Here is a 15,443-nt window from a genome sequence, read left to right on the forward strand (position 1 = left end):
AACCCCCGGCGAAAGCCGGGGGTTTTTTCATGCAGTGCGGAGCGTGCGTTCGTCGCTATTGCCCGCGGGCGAGGGCGAGCAGGCGCTCGGCGATCCGTTCCAGCGGCACCTGTTCCTCGGCCGCGCCGAGCTTGAACGCGGCGCCGGGCATGCCCCAGACCACACTGGTGGCTTCATCCTGCACCAGCGTCGGAGCGCCTGCCTGGCGCATTTCCAGCAGGCCGCGCGCGCCGTCATCGCCCATGCCGGTGAGAATGGCGCCGATGGCATTGCCGCCGGCACTCTGGGCCACCGAACGGAACAGCACATCGACCGCAGGCTTGTGCCGGTTCACGGCTGGGCCGTCATCGACGCGGCAACGCCAGCGCGCACCATCGCGGATGATCCGCAGGTGCCTGCCGCCCGGCGGCAGATAGGCATGGCCGGGCAGCACGGCTTCGCCGTCGCTGGCCTCGCGCACGGCCATCGCCGAATGCCGGTCGAGGCGTTCGGCGAAGGCGCTGCTGAAGCTGGCCGGCAGGTGCTGGGTCATAACCACCGCCGGTGCATCGGCGGGCAGGCCTTCCAGCACCACGCGCAGGGCTTCGGTGCCACCGGCTGACGAACCGATCGCGATCAGGCGGTCGGTGGTGCGGAACTGTGGTGCCACCGGGCGCGATGCCGGTGCCGCATCCAGGGTGAGTTTCGGTGCCGCAGCCCGCAGCAGCGGACGCACCCGCGAGCGTGCGGCCATCTTCACCTTGCCGATGATTTCTTCGGCATAGCCCTGCAGTCCGCGCGCCACATCGAGCTTCGGCTTGGAAACGAAATCCACGGCACCCAGTGCCAGCGCCTGCAGGGTCGTGTCGGCCCCCCGCTCGGTCAGCGAAGAGATCATCACCACCGGCAAGGGATGCAGGCGCATCAGGTTTTCCAGGAAGGCCAGCCCGTCCATGCGCGGCATCTCCACGTCCAGGGTGATCACGTCCGGAGCGAGGCGCTTGATCTTCTCGCGTGCCAGCAGCGGATCGGCGGCGGTGCCGACCACGTCGATGGCCGGATCGCTGGAGAGGATTTCGGTCAGCATCTGCCGCACGACGGCGGAGTCGTCCACGATCAGGACCCGGCAGGGGGCGTTGCCGGTCAGGGTCATTCGAACAGCTCCACGCCACCGGTGACCGGGGCCCTGGACAGACGGGCACGCACTGCCGATTCGGTGGCGGCCACTTCCGCTTCGTGGGCATGTGGCAGGCGCTGCACGACCACGCGCCCGGTATCGGCAAAGAACCAGATCTTGCGTGGATGGATGCCGCACAGATCTTCGGCGATGATCGGAATGTGCTCGGCCTGCAGGTACTGGCGCACGAACTCGGCGTTGCGGGTTCCTACTGGATTGCTGGTGAAACCCTTGAGCACGTTGGCGCCGCCGAACACCTTGGCTTCCAGGCGCTTGCGGTGCGCGCCGCGCTTGAGCATGTCGTTGATGAGAAGCTCCATCGCATAGCTGCCGTAGCGTGCAGGCGCGCCGTCACCGGCATTGCCTTCCGGCAGCAGGAAATGGTTCATGCCGCCTATCTTCAGCACCGGATCGCGCAGACACGCAGCCACGCAGGAGCCCAGCGTGGTGGTCAGCGCAGTGGTGTCGTCGACCACCAGGTACTGGGTCGGCAACAGCTTGGCGGCGAGGGTCTGGAAGCGCGCGTCCTGGTAGCGCATCACCTCGTCGGTGCGCAGCGAGGCGTTCATGCCCCGGCCCCCTGCGCGCGGCGGTACAGGGTGCGGCCACAGGGCTGGATCAGATCGGCCGCGTGCAGGTAGTTCTCCGAGTGGCCGGTGTAGAGCAGTCCATCATCGGTGAGATGCTGCACCAGCCGGCCGAGGATGGCGCGTTGGGTCGGCTTGTCGAAATAGATCATCACGTTGCGGCAGAACAGCGCATCGAACGGGCCGCCAACGTCGTAGCGCGGGGCAAGAAGATTCAGCGGGCGGAACTCGATCAGTTCGCGCAGTGCGGGCAGCACCCGGCACTGGCCCTCGTTGGGGCCACTGCCACGCTGGAAATACCGGCGGCGGAGCTCCGGATCGAGGCTGGCGACGCGGTCGATGGCGTACACGCCACGGCCTGCGGTGGCCAGGACCTGTGTGTCGACATCGGTGGCGATGATGCGGACCGGCGGCTTCAGGCTGCCGAACGCCTCGCACGCGGTGATCGCCATGGAGTAGGGTTCCTCGCCGGTGGACGCGGCGCAGGACCACAGCAGCAGCGGGGCGTGGCCGGAGCGCTGCCGCAGTTCCTCGCGCAGCTTGTCGAAATGGTGGGGCTCACGGAAAAAGGAGGTGAGGTTGGTGGTCAGGGCGTTGGTGAACGCCTGCCATTCGTCACCGCCCTCCTGTTCCAGATGGTCCAGGTACTGCTGGAAGCTGCGCATGCCGAGTGTGCGCAGGCGACGCGACAGGCGGCCATAGACCATGTCGCGCTTGGCGGGCGCGAGGGCGATGCCCACCCGCTGGTAGATCAGGTCGCAGACACGGCGGAAATCGCGGTCGGCGAACTCGAACTCGCGCGGACCGGTGACGATGGGGCTGGGACTATGCACGGGGGACGTGTCCATCGGCGTGGGCGGTGGCCGCAGCCACCGCGGGTTCTCAGAATTCCTGCCAGTCGCTGGCGACGACGGGGGGAGTGTGGGCGCGGCGGACCGGCGCGGCCGGCGCATGCGCGCGTGCCGTGTTGGCGGTCACCGTTGGTTCCACCCGTGCGGCCACCGCCTTCACTGCGGCGGCCACTTGGTTGTCGAGGCGGAAGATCGCCACGGCATCGGCCAGCTGCGCGGCCTGCTCCTCCATCGCCCGTGCAGCGGCGGTGGCTTCCTCCACCAGCGCGGCGTTCTGCTGGGTGGTCTCGTCCATCTGCACCACGGTCTGGTTGACCTGCTCGATGCCGGCGCTTTGTTCCTGCGAGGCCGCGGAAATCTCGGCCATGATGTCGGTCACGCGCTGCACCGAGGCAACGATCTCGCCCATGGTGGCACCGGCCTTGTGCACCAGCGCAGAACCATCGGCGACCTTGCCCACCGAGTCGTCGATCAGGCCCTTGATCTCCTTGGCGGCAGCGGCCGAACGCTGGGCGAGGGTGCGCACTTCGCTGGCGACCACCGCAAAGCCGCGGCCCTGTTCACCGGCACGGGCGGCCTCGACCGCGGCGTTCAGGGCCAGGATGTTGGTCTGGAAGGCGATGCCGTCGATGACGCTGATGATCTCGGCGATCTTCTTCGAGGAGGCTTCGATGGCGGACATGGTGGTGACCACCTGGCCGACCACTTCGCCGCCCTGGGAGGCGACGCCATGGGCACCGATGGCGAGCTGGTTGGCCTGGCGGGCGTGCTCGGCGTTCTGGCGCACGGTGGAGGTCAGTTCCTCCATCGAGGCGGCAGTTTCTTCCAAGTTGGCGGCCTGCTGTTCGGTGCGGCGCGACAGGTCGTTGTTGCCCGAGGCGATTTCGCCGGCGGCCAGGGTGATGCTGGAGGCGCTGGCCTGGATCTGGCCAACGATGCGGGTCAGCTGGGTGACGGTGGCATTGGCATCGTCACGCATACGTGCGAACACGCCCTGGTAGTCGCCCTGCATGCGGGCGGTCAGGTCGCCTTCGGCGATGGCTGACAGCAGCTGTGACAGCTTGCCGAGGTTCTCATCGCTGACTGCCATCATTGCGTTGAGGTTTTCCAGCATGGTGCGGAAATCGTGATCGAAGCGCTGTGCGTCGCCGCGACGGCTGAAGTCACCGGCAGCGGCGGCGCCGGCCAGCTGCTTGATCTCGGCATTGATGCGGCCGAGGTTGTCCTTGACGGTATCGACGGCGTGGGTCATCGCCGCCTTCTCGCCCGGGTAGCGGGCGATATCACGGCTCAGATCGCCAACGGCGTATTGCTGGACGACATCGAGCACATCATGAAGGGTCTGTACGTGGCCGCCGACCAGCGCATTGGTCTCCTGCACCATCAGCCCATACTCGCCGGGGAATGCGCTGGCATCGATGCGGTAGCTGAGTTCGCCGGCGTCGTGGCGTCGCGCCATCTCGCGTTGGCCGCCGATCACGGCGTGCAGCTGCCGCTGCATGGCGGACATCGCATCCAGCAGGCGGCCGGGCTCGTCATGCGGCTGCGGGCCGATATGGCTGTCCAGTCTGCCAGCAGCGATGCCTTCGGCCACGGCCGTAGCCTGCTTCAACGGTACCGCGATGCGGTTGCCGATCAGCCAGCTCAAGGCCAGCACGATCAGAACCACCACACCACCGGAGATCGCCATGATCGTGGTGAACACCAGGGCCTGCTTCTGCACGTCGTCCGTGTAGACGCCACTGCTGATGACCCAGTTCCACGGCGCGAACAGCCCGGCATAGGCGATCTTGCCGACGGTGCCTTCGCTGCCGGGCTTGGCCCAGCGGTAGTCGACGAAGCCGCCCCCGGCCTTGGCTGCCTCGACCTGCTGGTAATAGATGCGCACCCCTTCATCGGTGCGGAAATCCTTCATGTCCTTGCCGACCAGGTCCTTGCGGAACGGGTGCATGAGTACCCGGTAGCCGGTGTCGTAGACGTTGTAGTAGTAGGTGTCGTTCTCGGCACGCATCCTCTCCAGCGCCTGCAGGGCGGCGGCCTTGGCTGCCTCTTCGCTGAGCTCGCCGGTACCGGCCAGGCGGTGGTAGTGCTGGACAATGCCGTAACTCAGTTCGACCTGGGTCTTCAGCGAGGTCTTGCGCGTTTCAGTCAGGTCGAGGTACTGCATGCGGGCGGCGATCACCGACAGCGCGACCACGCCCAGCGCGATGAGCAGCGTGAGCAGATTGAGCTTGCGCCGGACGGAGAGATTGCTGAAGTAGTGTTGCCAGCGATGCATGAGGTTCATCGAGCAGGACCAGTTTGAAGCAGGCGGGCGGCGCCGAGCCGGCCACGGCGGAATACACCATGACACCCCCGTTATCGGCCGCGGGCGCGCGGGATTGAGGTGGAGTGCCGGAACGCATTCAGGTTTCCTTGCAGCGGCGGCTGCGGCGCTGCCTGCGGCAGGCTTTTGAAGCGACGGCAACGGCAACGGCAACGGCAGGTCATGGCGATGGGGTGTCATGGATTGGCCGGGTCGGGGTGGGCAGGCAGGACACGCCGTGAACCCATCCATGGGGGCTCGATGGCGCCATCCATGGCGCCAACGGTCCTGCCTGCCCACCCCGACCCACCCCGCCAGGGCTGCACTTCGACGGACGGCAAAGGCGTTGGGTTTCCAAGTGGAAAGAGGGGTCAGATCCGTTTTCCTGCGGAAAACGGATCTGACCCCCGAAGTGGCCTGGCTTTTGCTTTTTGCTTTCTTTCTTCAATCCGGGGTGGACGCGCACGGAAACTGTCCGTGGCCGGGAGGGTGGGTCGCGCAGGGGCGTAAGCGCCATGGATGGCGCGCCCGAGCCTACAGGGACGTATTCACGGCGTCCCCTGCGCGACCCACCCTCCTGGCCCAAACGAAGGAAATCCGCAGCTCTCCGCGGCCACTCCGAGGGGCTTCGCCGTTGGCTGGACAATCAGATGCCCCTTAAACGAAAACGCCCCGGCGCAGGGCCAGGGCGTTGTCGTGCGTCAGGTCAGGCAGGAATCAGAACTCCTGCCAGTCTCCGTCGGCCAGTTCCGCGGCCATCGGGCGACCGCCGCTGCTGCGGCGGTAGGCATGGTGCAGCCGGCGCCGGGGCGGCGGGTGCAGCGGTGCGCGGGGCGGGGGCGGCGACGCGGGGCGCGACCACGGTTTCGGCTTCATCGAGCACGAAGATGGACACCGCTTCACTCAGATGGCCTGCCTGTTCCTCCATGGCCCGCGCAGCGGCGGTGGCTTCCTCCACCAGCGCGGCATTCTGCTGGGTGGTCTCGTCCATCTGCACCACGGTCTGGTTGACCTGCTCGATGCCGGCGCTTTGTTCCTGCGAGGCCGCGGAAATCTCGGCCATGATGTCGGTTACGCGCTGCACCGAGGCGACGATCTCGCCCATGGTGGCCCCGGCCTTGTGCACCAGCGCAGAACCATCGGCGACCTTGCCCACCGAGTCGTCGATCAGGCCCTTGATCTCCTTGGCGGCAGCGGCCGAACGCTGGGCGAGGGTGCGCACTTCGCTGGCGACCACCGCAAAGCCGCGGCCCTGTTCACCGGCACGGGCGGCCTCGACCGCGGCGTTGAGGGCCAGGATGTTGGTCTGGAAGGCGATGCCGTCGATGACGCTGATGATCTCGGCGATCTTCTTCGAGGAAGCTTCGATGGCGGACATGGTGGTGACCACCTGGCCGACCACTTCGCCGCCCTGGGAGGCGACGCCATGGGCACCGATGGCGAGCTGGTTGGCCTGGCGGGCGTGCTCGGCGTTCTGGCGCACGGTGGAGGTCAGCTCCTCCATCGAGGCGGCAGTTTCTTCCAGGTTGGCGGCCTGCTGTTCGGTACGGCGCGACAGGTCGTTGTTGCCGGAGGCGATCTCGCCGGCGGCAGTACTGATTGCCCGGCTGGACTGCTTGATGCGGGTGACGATCTCGCTCAGCTGCGCGGCAGTGGCATTGGCATCGTCACGCATGCGTGCGAATACGCCCTGGTAGTCGCCATGCATGCGCACGGTGAGGTCACCCTGCGACAGCGCGGCGAGCAGGCCGGAAATCTGTTCGATGCTGCCGGCGTTGGCGTCGAGCAGGCCGTTGATCTGCTGGGCCAGCTGCAGGAAGAAGCCTTCCTTGTCGCTGGTTTCGATCCGGCCGGACAGGTCGCCGACGGCGGCGCGGGCGATCACCCGGGCCACTTCGGCCTCGACCTGCGCTTCCTGGGTACGGTCACGCCATTCCACCACGCAGCCGACGGTGTCGCCGTCCTCGTTGCGGATGGTCGACACGACCTGGGCGAACTGGGCATCGCCGTACTGCATCGGGCGGCGGGCCACGCCGTGCTGCTTGAGGTTCGCCAGCAGGGACGGGTCCATCTCGCCACGGTGTTCCAGCACCGTGACCGGCTTGCCGATCAGCGAGTCCTGCGCATCGAAGTCAGGCAGGTCGCGGCGCACATCGTCCTGGTACTGGCTCAACGTCTGCTGCAGGGCACGGTTGCTGTAGACGATGGTGTTGTTGGCATCGGTCAGGTAGACGCCGGTCGAACTGTAATCCAGCGCGGTCCGGATGCGCAGGTTCTCACGGGCGATGGCCTGGTCGGTCTCGATGCGCTCACGCAGATCACGCTGCATGCGCTGCATGGCCTGCATCAGTTCGCCCACTTCATCCTGGCGGCTGACATCGATGTGACCGTCGAGCTTGCCGCCGGCGACATCATTGGCCACCGAGACGGCACCACGCACGCTGCCGACGAGGGCGCGGGCGAACAGCCACACCAGCACCAGGCCGAGCGCGGCGCCACCCAGCAGGGCGATCACGGTCAGGACGGACGAAGCGGCATAGGTGGATTCGGCCTGTTCGCGCGAGGCGCGTGCGAGGCGGTTGTCTTCGGCAATCAGGGCTTCCAGCGCCGCGGCGGCCTTGCGGTGCTTGGTGCGGGTCTCGCCGACGAAGGTATCGATGGCGTCGTCCGGCAGGTCCAGTTCCAGCATCTCGGTGACGCTGTCGTAGGAGGCCAGTGCGTCCTTCCAGTCCTTGGCGAAGGTGTCGAACAGCTTCTTCTGCTGGGCGTTGTCCACCAGCTTCGGATAGTCCTTGATGGAACTGTCCATGCTGGTACGCAGCGCGGCAGCCTGCTTGCGCGCGTCGGCCTTGACGTCATCGCTGGCACGGATCAGCTGCTGGTAGGCACTGTTGCGGTACTCGCCGAGCATGCCGCGCATCTCGCCGGCCAGGCGGATGCTTTCCATGCGCGATCCGGCCAACTCGGTGGTGACGTTGTTCAGCGAATGCAGGCCACGATAGGCGACGATGCCCTGCAGCAGCATCACCAGCAGGATGACGCCGAAGGTCACCATCAGCTTCGGCATCAGTTTCAGGTTGTTGATCCAAGGCATGGGCGTTGCGATCTCCTAAGGCAGACGCGCACGGGCATCGGGCCCGGTTGCGGCGGCGGCCACGCCGGCACCAGGACCGGCGTGACTGCGACGGACAGCGGATTACTTGATGTTGGCCAGCTTCAGGCCGGCCGGCGAGCTGACTTCGATCTCGGCGCGCGAGGCATCACGCTGGATCTTGCCGATCACGCACACGGTCTTGCCTTCCAGCGTTTCCAGCGGGAACGAGAACTTGCTGCGGTTTTCACCGGCGATGCGCGCCGAGAAGGTGTGGCGCGGGAAAGCGCCGCCCATGTACAGGAACGTCGGCTGGCCTTCGGAACCTTCGGCGAAGCGGGCCTTCTCGACCTTGCCGCAGACCATGCCGTCCTTGCCCACCGAGCGCGGGGCCAGTTCCGGCGGGATCATGTCCGAGGACTGGGCGAGGGCGGACGACGCGGTGGTGGCCAGGGCGGCAGCCGAAACGAGCGCGAGCAGGGACTTCATCGGGGTGGTTCTCCGGGAGGGTGATGGTTTTTTGCCGGTGGTACGCGTTCCCGCGCGGCCGGCCTCTGTCCCCCTATCGGCACCGCCGCAGGGAACTGAAGGGTTTCGTGACAGCAACGTGAAGCGGTACGCAGACTCAGGCGGCGGCGTCCTCGAGCAGGGCCGGCTGGCCCATGTCCGCGCTGTCCAGCAGGGTCTCGATGTCCAGCAGGATCAGCATGCGGTCGTCCTGGGTGCCGATGCCCGAGATGAACCGGGTATCGACCGCAGCGCCGAACTCAGGGGTCGGGCGGATCTGTTCGGACGACAGCGGGATGACGTCCGAGACGCTGTCCACCACGATGCCGACCACGCGGTCATCGACATTGAGCACGATCATCACGGTAAAGGCGTCGTAGCGCGCGTTCTCCAGGCGCAGCTTCAGGCGCAGGTCGATCACCGGCACGATGGTTCCGCGCAGGTTGATTACGCCCTTGATGTAATCCGGTGCGTCCGGCACCCGGGTGACGGCATCGTAGCCGCGGATTTCCTGCACCTTGAGGATATCCACGCCGTAATGCTCGGCGCCGAGCGTGAAGCTGAGGAATTCGCCGCCGGCGCTGGCGGCGGAGCGGGTCTGGTCGTTCATCGAGGGGTCCTGGTTCTGCCGGAAGTCCCGGTGTCAGGCTCGATATCGGCCCCGCGCGGGGGGACTTTAGGCAGGGCCGTGACAGGACATTCCCGTCTGGTGAGGACCGGATGGCGCCAGGCCACGGCCGGCGCCAGCTACATCTCTCCGTTCCGGCGTGCCTTGCGCTGGCGGTCGATCCGGAAGATGTAGCGCTGGATGGCGCTGTCGCCACCGCGAGGCAGGCTGTCGAAGCGCATCCCCACGCGCTTGATTTCGGTACCGTTGGGCTGGCGCTGCGGCAGCAGGTTGCAGACCACCAGCTCGATATCCAGATCCGGCCCATCCGACAGCGACAGCACCGCCGCGTAGCGCTGCTGCAGGCCGAACACGGCGCAGTCGCTGGGCACCGCGACGGCAAGGCCACCGCCGCTGATGTCCACCACGCGCATCGACAACGCCTCGGGGCGTCCGTCCGCAGCCGGCAGCAGCAGCTGGGGCGAGTCGGTGATGGGGGTTTCCAGCCGGTACAGTTCGCGCCGCTGCAGATGCATCAGTTCCTCTGGCAGCGCAGCGCGGAAGGCGACGTGGCCGTCGTTGTCCACGCGCTGCAGCCCATGCAGACGGAAGCGCACCAGCACGCGCTCAAGCTGGGCGAAACACAGCACATGATCGGCCTGCTCGGCTGCCCGGTTGGACGCCTCCTGCGGGCTGCCATCGATCAGCAGCACGTCCTCGTCTTCGTCCAGTTCCAACAGCGCGGTCGGGAACGAGCGATCACGGCCGTCGATATGCGCGTTTATCAGGGAGCGCTGCTCGATCAGCGAGCGCAGCAGCTGCCGCAGCTGGCGCGGATTACGGACCAGGAAGCGTTCATCCGCGGCGTCGGCCGCATGGACATCGTGCACTGCTGTGTCGTTGCCGTCGGACATGGAATCTGTGGTCAGGGGCGGGCGCCTGCGCGCGCCGGCGCGTGGCTCGATGGGGATATCGGCCACCGCGCCGGATTATGAAGTGTGAGTTTCATCACCTTCCATCGGCCGGGCCGGGATCGAAGGAATGGGCCGAAGGCATCATTCCTCGATACCGGCGATCTGCCGCACACGCTGCATCACCGCCCGATTGTCGTCCCCTCCGTGCAGGTGGAAGCGCGCTACCGCGGCCGCCAGCAGCTGTGCCTGTTCGGCCATGCCGTGGGTGGCCGCGGTGGACGCCTCCACCAGCGTGGCGTTCTGGCGGGTGCTGGCGTCCATCTGCGCGATGCTCTGGTTCACCTGCTCGATGCCCATGCTCTGTTCCTGCGAGGCGGAGGAGATCTCGCCCATGATCTGGTTCACCTGCTGCACCGCGGCCACGACCCGCTGCATGGTGCTGCCGGCCTGTTGCACCAGTGCGGCGCCATCGCTGACCTTGCCGACAGAGGCGTCGATCAGGCCCTTGATCTCCTTGGCAGCACCCGCCGAGCGTTGGGCGAGGGTGCGCACTTCGCTGGCGACCACGGCAAAGCCGCGGCCCTGCTCACCGGCACGGGCGGCTTCGACCGCGGCATTGAGGGCCAGGATGTTGGTCTGGAAGGCGATGCCGTCGATGACGCTGATGATCTCGGCGATCTTCTTCGAGGAGGCTTCAATGGCGGACATGGTGGTGACCACCTGGCCGACGACCGTGCGCCCCTCGCCGGCGATGTCGGCCGCATCGGTGGCCAGCTGGTTGGCCTGCCGCGCATGTCCCGCGTTCTGGCGCACCGTCGCGGTCAACTCCTCCATGGTGGCGGCGGTTTCCTCCAGGCTGGCCGCCTGCTGTTCGGTACGGCTGGCCAGGTGGCCGTTACCCTGCGCCAGTCCGGCGGCGGCGCCGGTGAGGCGGCTGGAGGCTGCCTGGATGCTGCCGACGATGCGGGTCAGCTCGGCGATGGTGGTGTTGGCATCGTCGCGGATGCGGGCGTAAACGCCGTGGAAGTCGCCCTGCATCTGCACGGTGAGATCGCCGCGCGAGAGCGAGGACAGCAGCTGCGAGATCTGCTCGATGCTGCGTGCGTTGGCATCCAGCAGGCCGTTGAGGCGTTCCGCCAGCTGCAGGAAGAAGCCTTCCTTGCCAGCGGTGCCGACGCGGCCGCTGAAGTCGCCCTGCGCGGCGGCATCGACGATATGGCCGAGTTCTTCTTCGACCTCGATCTCGGCTGTGCGGTCGGCCCACTCCACCACGAATCCCTGGCGCTGTTCGTCGTCGCCGATGATCGGATTGACGATCAGCTGCAGGGCCCGGCCGCCGACGCGGATCTGCGTGCGGTAGGTGCCGGTGAGGCGGTCGAGCAGGGTGGCCTGGTGGGCCGGATTGCGGTGGAAGATGTCGATGTTGCGGCCCAGCAGGTCGGCGGCGCTGAACTGCGGCAGGTCACGGCGCAGGTCGGCTTCGGCGGCGGCCAGCATTTTCTGCAGTGGGCGGTTGACGAAGACGATGTTGCGGTCACGGTCAGCGATCATCACGTTGGTGGTGACATCGTCCAGCGCGCTGCGGATGCGCAGCGATTCGCCACTGGCCGCCAGCTCGCGCTGGCGGCGGTGCAGCAGCCGGGTGCTGGCCTGGACCAGGGCGGCGGCCAGCGAGTCCTGCGGGAACTGGCTGGCATGCAGCGCCTCGGGCAGGGGCTGGTCGTCGGCCAGGCCGCGTGCCAGGTGTGCCAGTTGCTGCGGGTCGTGGCCGAGCAGCAGAAGCTGGCGGCGCATCTGGACGGCCATCACCGACAGCAGGCCGGCCTCGATGGTGACGTACAGGGCGTGCAGGACCAGCACGCCCAGACCACTGCCGGCGGCGAATACCGGGTACGGCAGGCCGCGCGTCTGCAGGGCGAAGAACAGCACGTGATGCACGGCAATCGCCACGGCGGCCACCACGATCGGCAGCCAGTCGCGGTAGTACAGCAGCAGTGCGATCAGCACGATGACCGTGAAGTGGGTCTCCAGCTGTCCGTGCGTCTGGTGGATCAAGGTGGCCGACAGCACCATCCACGCCAGCGCTGTCGTGCAGCGGCTGAGGCGGCTGCCGGGTTGCAGGTGGACCTGCACCGCGCTGACCAGCAGCGCGGGCAGTGCGACCAGCAGCCACGGTGTCCATTGACCATGGCGCACGGCCAGTGCCAGCGAGGCCAGGACCAGCCCTGCACTGACCAGCAGGAACAGGCGGTCGGCACCCGCGGCCAGCGTGCGCAGGTAAGGCGGTGTCGGCTGACCGGTCGGCGCGGCGGTATTACGGGTGGAGGCATGCATGCGCTACTCCTTGTGGCATGGGCAATGATGGGAAAGGATCACGGGCGCCTGTGCATTGCGCAGCAGCCCCGCAACCAGTGGAGCGGCTGCGAGCGGACGGCCGCCGCAGCCCGCGTCGAGAAGGGAGGGCCCGGCATAGACAAGGCGCTGCTGGTACAGCACCAACCATTCGAAGGGCAGCGGCGTGCGGGCCTCCCGCAGGTCGATGCCGTCGGGTGTGCGCGCCGGTGGGGCGCAGCCACAGACGATGGACTGCCGCAGCAGCAGGGGATGCTGGTGGCTGGCGGCAAGCACGGCGGGCGACAGCTGCGCCAGCACGTCCGCGGCGCGCCAGCGGCCGGCCGGTGGCTGTGAAGCATCGGCCTGCGCCCACAGCGCGGCGAGGGTCCATCCCAGCCACGCAGCGAGCAGCAGCACGCCGGCCAGCATTCGCCCACGCTGTACCGGTATCGGGTCGGGGTCGTTGCTGGCTGGCATCGCTGGCTCGCGTAGGACCGTGTCCCGTTAGCGGCGAGCGGCGGCTGAACCTGAAGAAAAATTCAATCAGTTGGCCGGGGCAACGCTGGAACTGTGATGCGTTGCGACGACCGGCGAGGAGTCACGGCGATCAGACCGGGCCGGTCGAGGGTCGGATCCCTGCCAGTGTGCAGGAATCCGACGCGTCCCAGTTCCGATGAGGTCAGAACTCCTGCCAGTCGCCGTCGAGTGCCAGCGCCGGCTGCGCCGCCGCGGCGCGTGCGACGCGCTGGGGGGCCGGCCTGGCCGCTGGAGCTGCCGCTGGCGCTCTGCGCTGCGCCGCCACGACCACCGCCGGTAGCGGTGCTTCGTTCTGTGACTCCAGGCGGAAGCGGGCCACGGCCTCACCCAGCTGCACAGCCTGTTCCTCCATCGCCCGTGCAGCGGCGGTGGCTTCCTCCACCAGCGCGGCGTTCTGCTGGGTGGTCTCGTCCATCTGCACCACGGTCTGGTTGACCTGCTCGATGCCCGCGCTCTGTTCCTGCGAGGCCGCGGAAATCTCGGCCATGATGTCGGTCACGCGCTGCACCGAGGCAACGATCTCGCCCATGGTGGCGCCGGCCTTGTGCACCAGCGCAGAACCATCGGCGACCTTGCCCACCGAGTCGTCGATCAGGCCCTTGATCTCCTTGGCGGCAGCGGCCGAGCGCTGGGCGAGGGTGCGCACTTCGCTGGCGACCACCGCAAAGCCGCGGCCCTGTTCACCGGCGCGGGCGGCCTCGACCGCGGCGTTGAGGGCCAGGATGTTGGTCTGGAAGGCGATGCCGTCGATGACGCCGATGATCTCGGCGATCTTCTTCGAGGAGGCTTCGATGGCGGACATGGTGGTGACCACCTGGCCGACGACTTCGCCGCCCTGGGAGGCGACGCCATGGGCACCGATGGCGAGCTGGTTGGCCTGGCGGGCGTGCTCGGCGTTCTGGCGCACGGTGGAGGTCAGCTCCTCCATCGAGGCGGCGGTTTCTTCCAGGTTGGCGGCCTGCTGTTCGGTGCGGCGCGACAGGTCGTTGTTGCCCGAGGCAATTTCGCCGGCGGCCAGGGTGATGCTGGAGGCGCTGGCCTGGATCTGGCCAACGATGCGGGTCAGCTGGGTGACGGTGGCATTGGCATCGTCACGCATCCGTGCGAACACGCCGTTGAACTGCCCGTCCATGCGCGCGGTGAGGTCCCCGGCAGCGATCGATTGCAGCAGCTGCGAGAGCTGGCCGAGATTGCTGTCGGCGACCTCCATCATGGTGTTCAGGTGATCGATCATCACCTTGAAGTCGTGCTGGAAGCGCTGTGCGTCGCCGCGCTGGCTGAAGTCGCCCGCGGCGGCTGCGGCCGCGAGCTGCTGGATCTGCGTATTGATCGCCAGCAGGCTGGACTTGGCCGCATCCATCGACTCATGCAGGATGGCGCGGCTGCCGGGCAGGCGGCGCGCGTCCGGTGCGAGATTGCCGACGGCATACTGGTTGAGTACGTCGATCGCATCGCGGATCGCGTCCAGGTGCTCGAAAATGACCGTATTGATGCCGCTGGCGAGCTGGCCGTAGACACCCGGGAAGTCTTCCGGGATGCGATGGCTGATATCCGGTCCGGCATGCATCTGCGCCATCAGCTGCGTCTGCTCGGAGAAACGGCGCAGCATTGCGGTCATTTCCGCGGTGGCGGACAGCATCTGGCCGGCCTCGTCGTTGCTGGTGGCGCGGGTGCTGACGCTCAAGTCACCGCGGGCGACTGCCTGGATGGCCTGCACGGCCTTGCCGAGCGGACCGGTCACGGCCCGCGAGATGACCGTGGCCAGCGCGGCGGCCAGCAACGACAGCAGTACGATGCAGCCGATGATGGCGATCATGCTGGCGCGATGGGTGGCGTTGGCATCGGCGATCCGCGCGTCCATCAGGCCGGCGATGTGGGCACCCAGTGCCTTCAGGGCGTCGAACAGTTCACGCCGTGCCGGGCGCGACTGCTCGTCGGAAATCTGCTGCGCCATGATGCCGTCGCCGGCGGCCACTGCGTCACGCATGGCCTTGTTGGCGGCGAAGTAGCGATCCACCTGCGCCGAGGCGGCGCGATACAGTTCGCGTTCCTTGTCCTGGGCCGGCAAGGCGGCATAGGCCGCCAGTTCATCGCGTACGGCTTTGGCGGTGGTGTCCATGCGCTTGTTGTAGTCGGCCACCTTGTCCGGCTGGTCCAGCATGGTCAGCTGGGCCAGCTCGTAGGTACGGAATTCACCAAGCTGCGAGCGGGCTTCGCCCAGATGCTGCACCGACGGAATATCGTTGCTGGCCATCGCCCCCAGCTGGTCGTTGGCCTGGCTCAGGCGCAACAGTGCGAACGCACCCAGCAGCAGGGTCATCAGGGTGGTGAGGGTGAACCCCACGGCCAGCTTGCGGGCGATGGGCAGATCGTGGAACCACTTCATGCAGGTGCTCCAGGTGGGCAGAGTGGCGGGCGTGCGTGCCGGCCGGGGAGTGCAGCGTGAACCGGAGCCGATGCGCGTCCGGTCACGACTGTCACTGCGAGATAGCGGCGCACGGCCGGCGGACTTTATGGATGGGCGTCACATCCGGATGCGTAGGGACGGCGGCGC

10 protein-coding genes and 1 pseudogene are annotated in these 15,443 nt (G+C 67.3%); all 11 read right to left on the reverse strand.

The window, feature by feature from the left end; genetic code table 11:
• Nucleotides 1–55: 55 nt before the first annotated feature.
• The 11 genes and pseudogenes from N8888_RS08710 to N8888_RS08760 all read right to left on the reverse strand — a co-directional run bounded on the left by N8888_RS08710 (nt 56) and on the right by N8888_RS08760 (nt 15,275).
• Entirely contained in the window at nt 56–1,132 is a 1,077-nt protein-coding gene (locus N8888_RS08710) for a protein-glutamate methylesterase/protein-glutamine glutaminase (protein WP_111186102.1), read from the reverse strand.
• Entirely contained in the window at nt 1,129–1,725 is a 597-nt protein-coding gene (cheD, locus tag N8888_RS08715; protein WP_053519995.1) for a chemoreceptor glutamine deamidase CheD, read from the reverse strand. The genes N8888_RS08710 and cheD overlap by 4 nt, the downstream gene beginning before the upstream one ends.
• The gene (locus N8888_RS08720; protein ID WP_053519996.1) at nt 1,722–2,591 is read right to left on the reverse strand and encodes a CheR family methyltransferase; all 870 of its coding nucleotides are present in this window, start codon (nt 2,589–2,591) and stop codon (nt 1,722–1,724) included. The genes cheD and N8888_RS08720 overlap by 4 nt, the downstream gene beginning before the upstream one ends.
• A 34-nt stretch (nt 2,592–2,625) precedes the next feature.
• Nucleotides 2,626–4,881 carry a methyl-accepting chemotaxis protein gene (locus N8888_RS08725; RefSeq protein ID WP_164152593.1) on the reverse strand — a complete coding sequence of 752 codons (2,256 nt, stop codon included), beginning with the start codon at nt 4,879–4,881 and terminating at the stop codon, nt 2,626–2,628.
• Nucleotides 4,882–5,616: 735 nt separating this feature from the next.
• Nucleotides 5,617–7,993, reverse strand: a pseudogene (locus N8888_RS08730) (methyl-accepting chemotaxis protein).
• A gap of 102 nt (nt 7,994–8,095) precedes the next feature.
• Nucleotides 8,096–8,479 (reverse strand): hypothetical protein, encoded by a 384-nt coding sequence (locus tag N8888_RS08735; RefSeq protein WP_053520421.1) that lies wholly within the window; start codon nt 8,477–8,479, stop codon nt 8,096–8,098.
• Between the two features lie 136 nt (nt 8,480–8,615).
• Nucleotides 8,616–9,107, reverse strand: a complete 492-nt coding sequence (locus tag N8888_RS08740) for a chemotaxis protein CheW (RefSeq protein WP_053520422.1) — start codon at nt 9,105–9,107, stop codon at nt 8,616–8,618.
• A gap of 137 nt (nt 9,108–9,244) precedes the next feature.
• Nucleotides 9,245–10,018, reverse strand: a complete 774-nt coding sequence (locus N8888_RS08745; RefSeq protein WP_263178136.1) for a flagellar brake protein — start codon at nt 10,016–10,018, stop codon at nt 9,245–9,247.
• Nucleotides 10,019–10,159: 141 nt separating this feature from the next.
• Nucleotides 10,160–12,352 (reverse strand): methyl-accepting chemotaxis protein, encoded by a 2,193-nt coding sequence (locus N8888_RS08750; protein ID WP_263178138.1) that lies wholly within the window; start codon nt 12,350–12,352, stop codon nt 10,160–10,162.
• 3 nt (nt 12,353–12,355) lie between these two features.
• Entirely contained in the window at nt 12,356–12,829 is a 474-nt protein-coding gene (locus N8888_RS08755; protein ID WP_128990761.1) for a hypothetical protein, read from the reverse strand.
• A 202-nt stretch (nt 12,830–13,031) separates the two neighbouring features.
• Nucleotides 13,032–15,275 (reverse strand): methyl-accepting chemotaxis protein, encoded by a 2,244-nt coding sequence (locus N8888_RS08760; RefSeq protein ID WP_263178140.1) that lies wholly within the window; start codon nt 15,273–15,275, stop codon nt 13,032–13,034.
• Nucleotides 15,276–15,443 lie beyond the last annotated feature (168 nt).

It is taken from the genome of Stenotrophomonas maltophilia (genome assembly GCF_025642255.1).
Classification (GTDB): domain Bacteria; phylum Pseudomonadota; class Gammaproteobacteria; order Xanthomonadales; family Xanthomonadaceae; genus Stenotrophomonas; species Stenotrophomonas maltophilia_P.

Excerpts from the sequence above, each read along its gene's own strand:
- N8888_RS08760 (WP_263178140.1), bottom strand. The coding sequence starts at position 15,275 with ATGAAGTGGTTCCACGATCTGCCCATCGCCCGCAAGCTGGCCGTGGGG.
- N8888_RS08745 (WP_263178136.1), bottom strand. The coding sequence starts at position 10,018 with ATGTCCGACGGCAACGACACAGCAGTGCACGATGTCCATGCGGCCGAC.
- N8888_RS08720 (WP_053519996.1), bottom strand. The coding sequence starts at position 2,591 with ATGGACACGTCCCCCGTGCATAGTCCCAGCCCCATCGTCACCGGTCCG.
- N8888_RS08750 (WP_263178138.1), bottom strand. The coding sequence starts at position 12,352 with ATGCATGCCTCCACCCGTAATACCGCCGCGCCGACCGGTCAGCCGACA.
- N8888_RS08710 (WP_111186102.1), bottom strand. The coding sequence starts at position 1,132 with ATGACCCTGACCGGCAACGCCCCCTGCCGGGTCCTGATCGTGGACGAC.
- N8888_RS08740 (WP_053520422.1), bottom strand. The coding sequence starts at position 9,107 with ATGAACGACCAGACCCGCTCCGCCGCCAGCGCCGGCGGCGAATTCCTC.
- N8888_RS08755 (WP_128990761.1), bottom strand. The coding sequence starts at position 12,829 with ATGCCAGCCAGCAACGACCCCGACCCGATACCGGTACAGCGTGGGCGA.
- cheD (WP_053519995.1), bottom strand. The coding sequence starts at position 1,725 with ATGAACGCCTCGCTGCGCACCGACGAGGTGATGCGCTACCAGGACGCG.
- N8888_RS08725 (WP_164152593.1), bottom strand. The coding sequence starts at position 4,881 with ATGAACCTCATGCATCGCTGGCAACACTACTTCAGCAATCTCTCCGTC.
- N8888_RS08735 (WP_053520421.1), bottom strand. The coding sequence starts at position 8,479 with ATGAAGTCCCTGCTCGCGCTCGTTTCGGCTGCCGCCCTGGCCACCACC.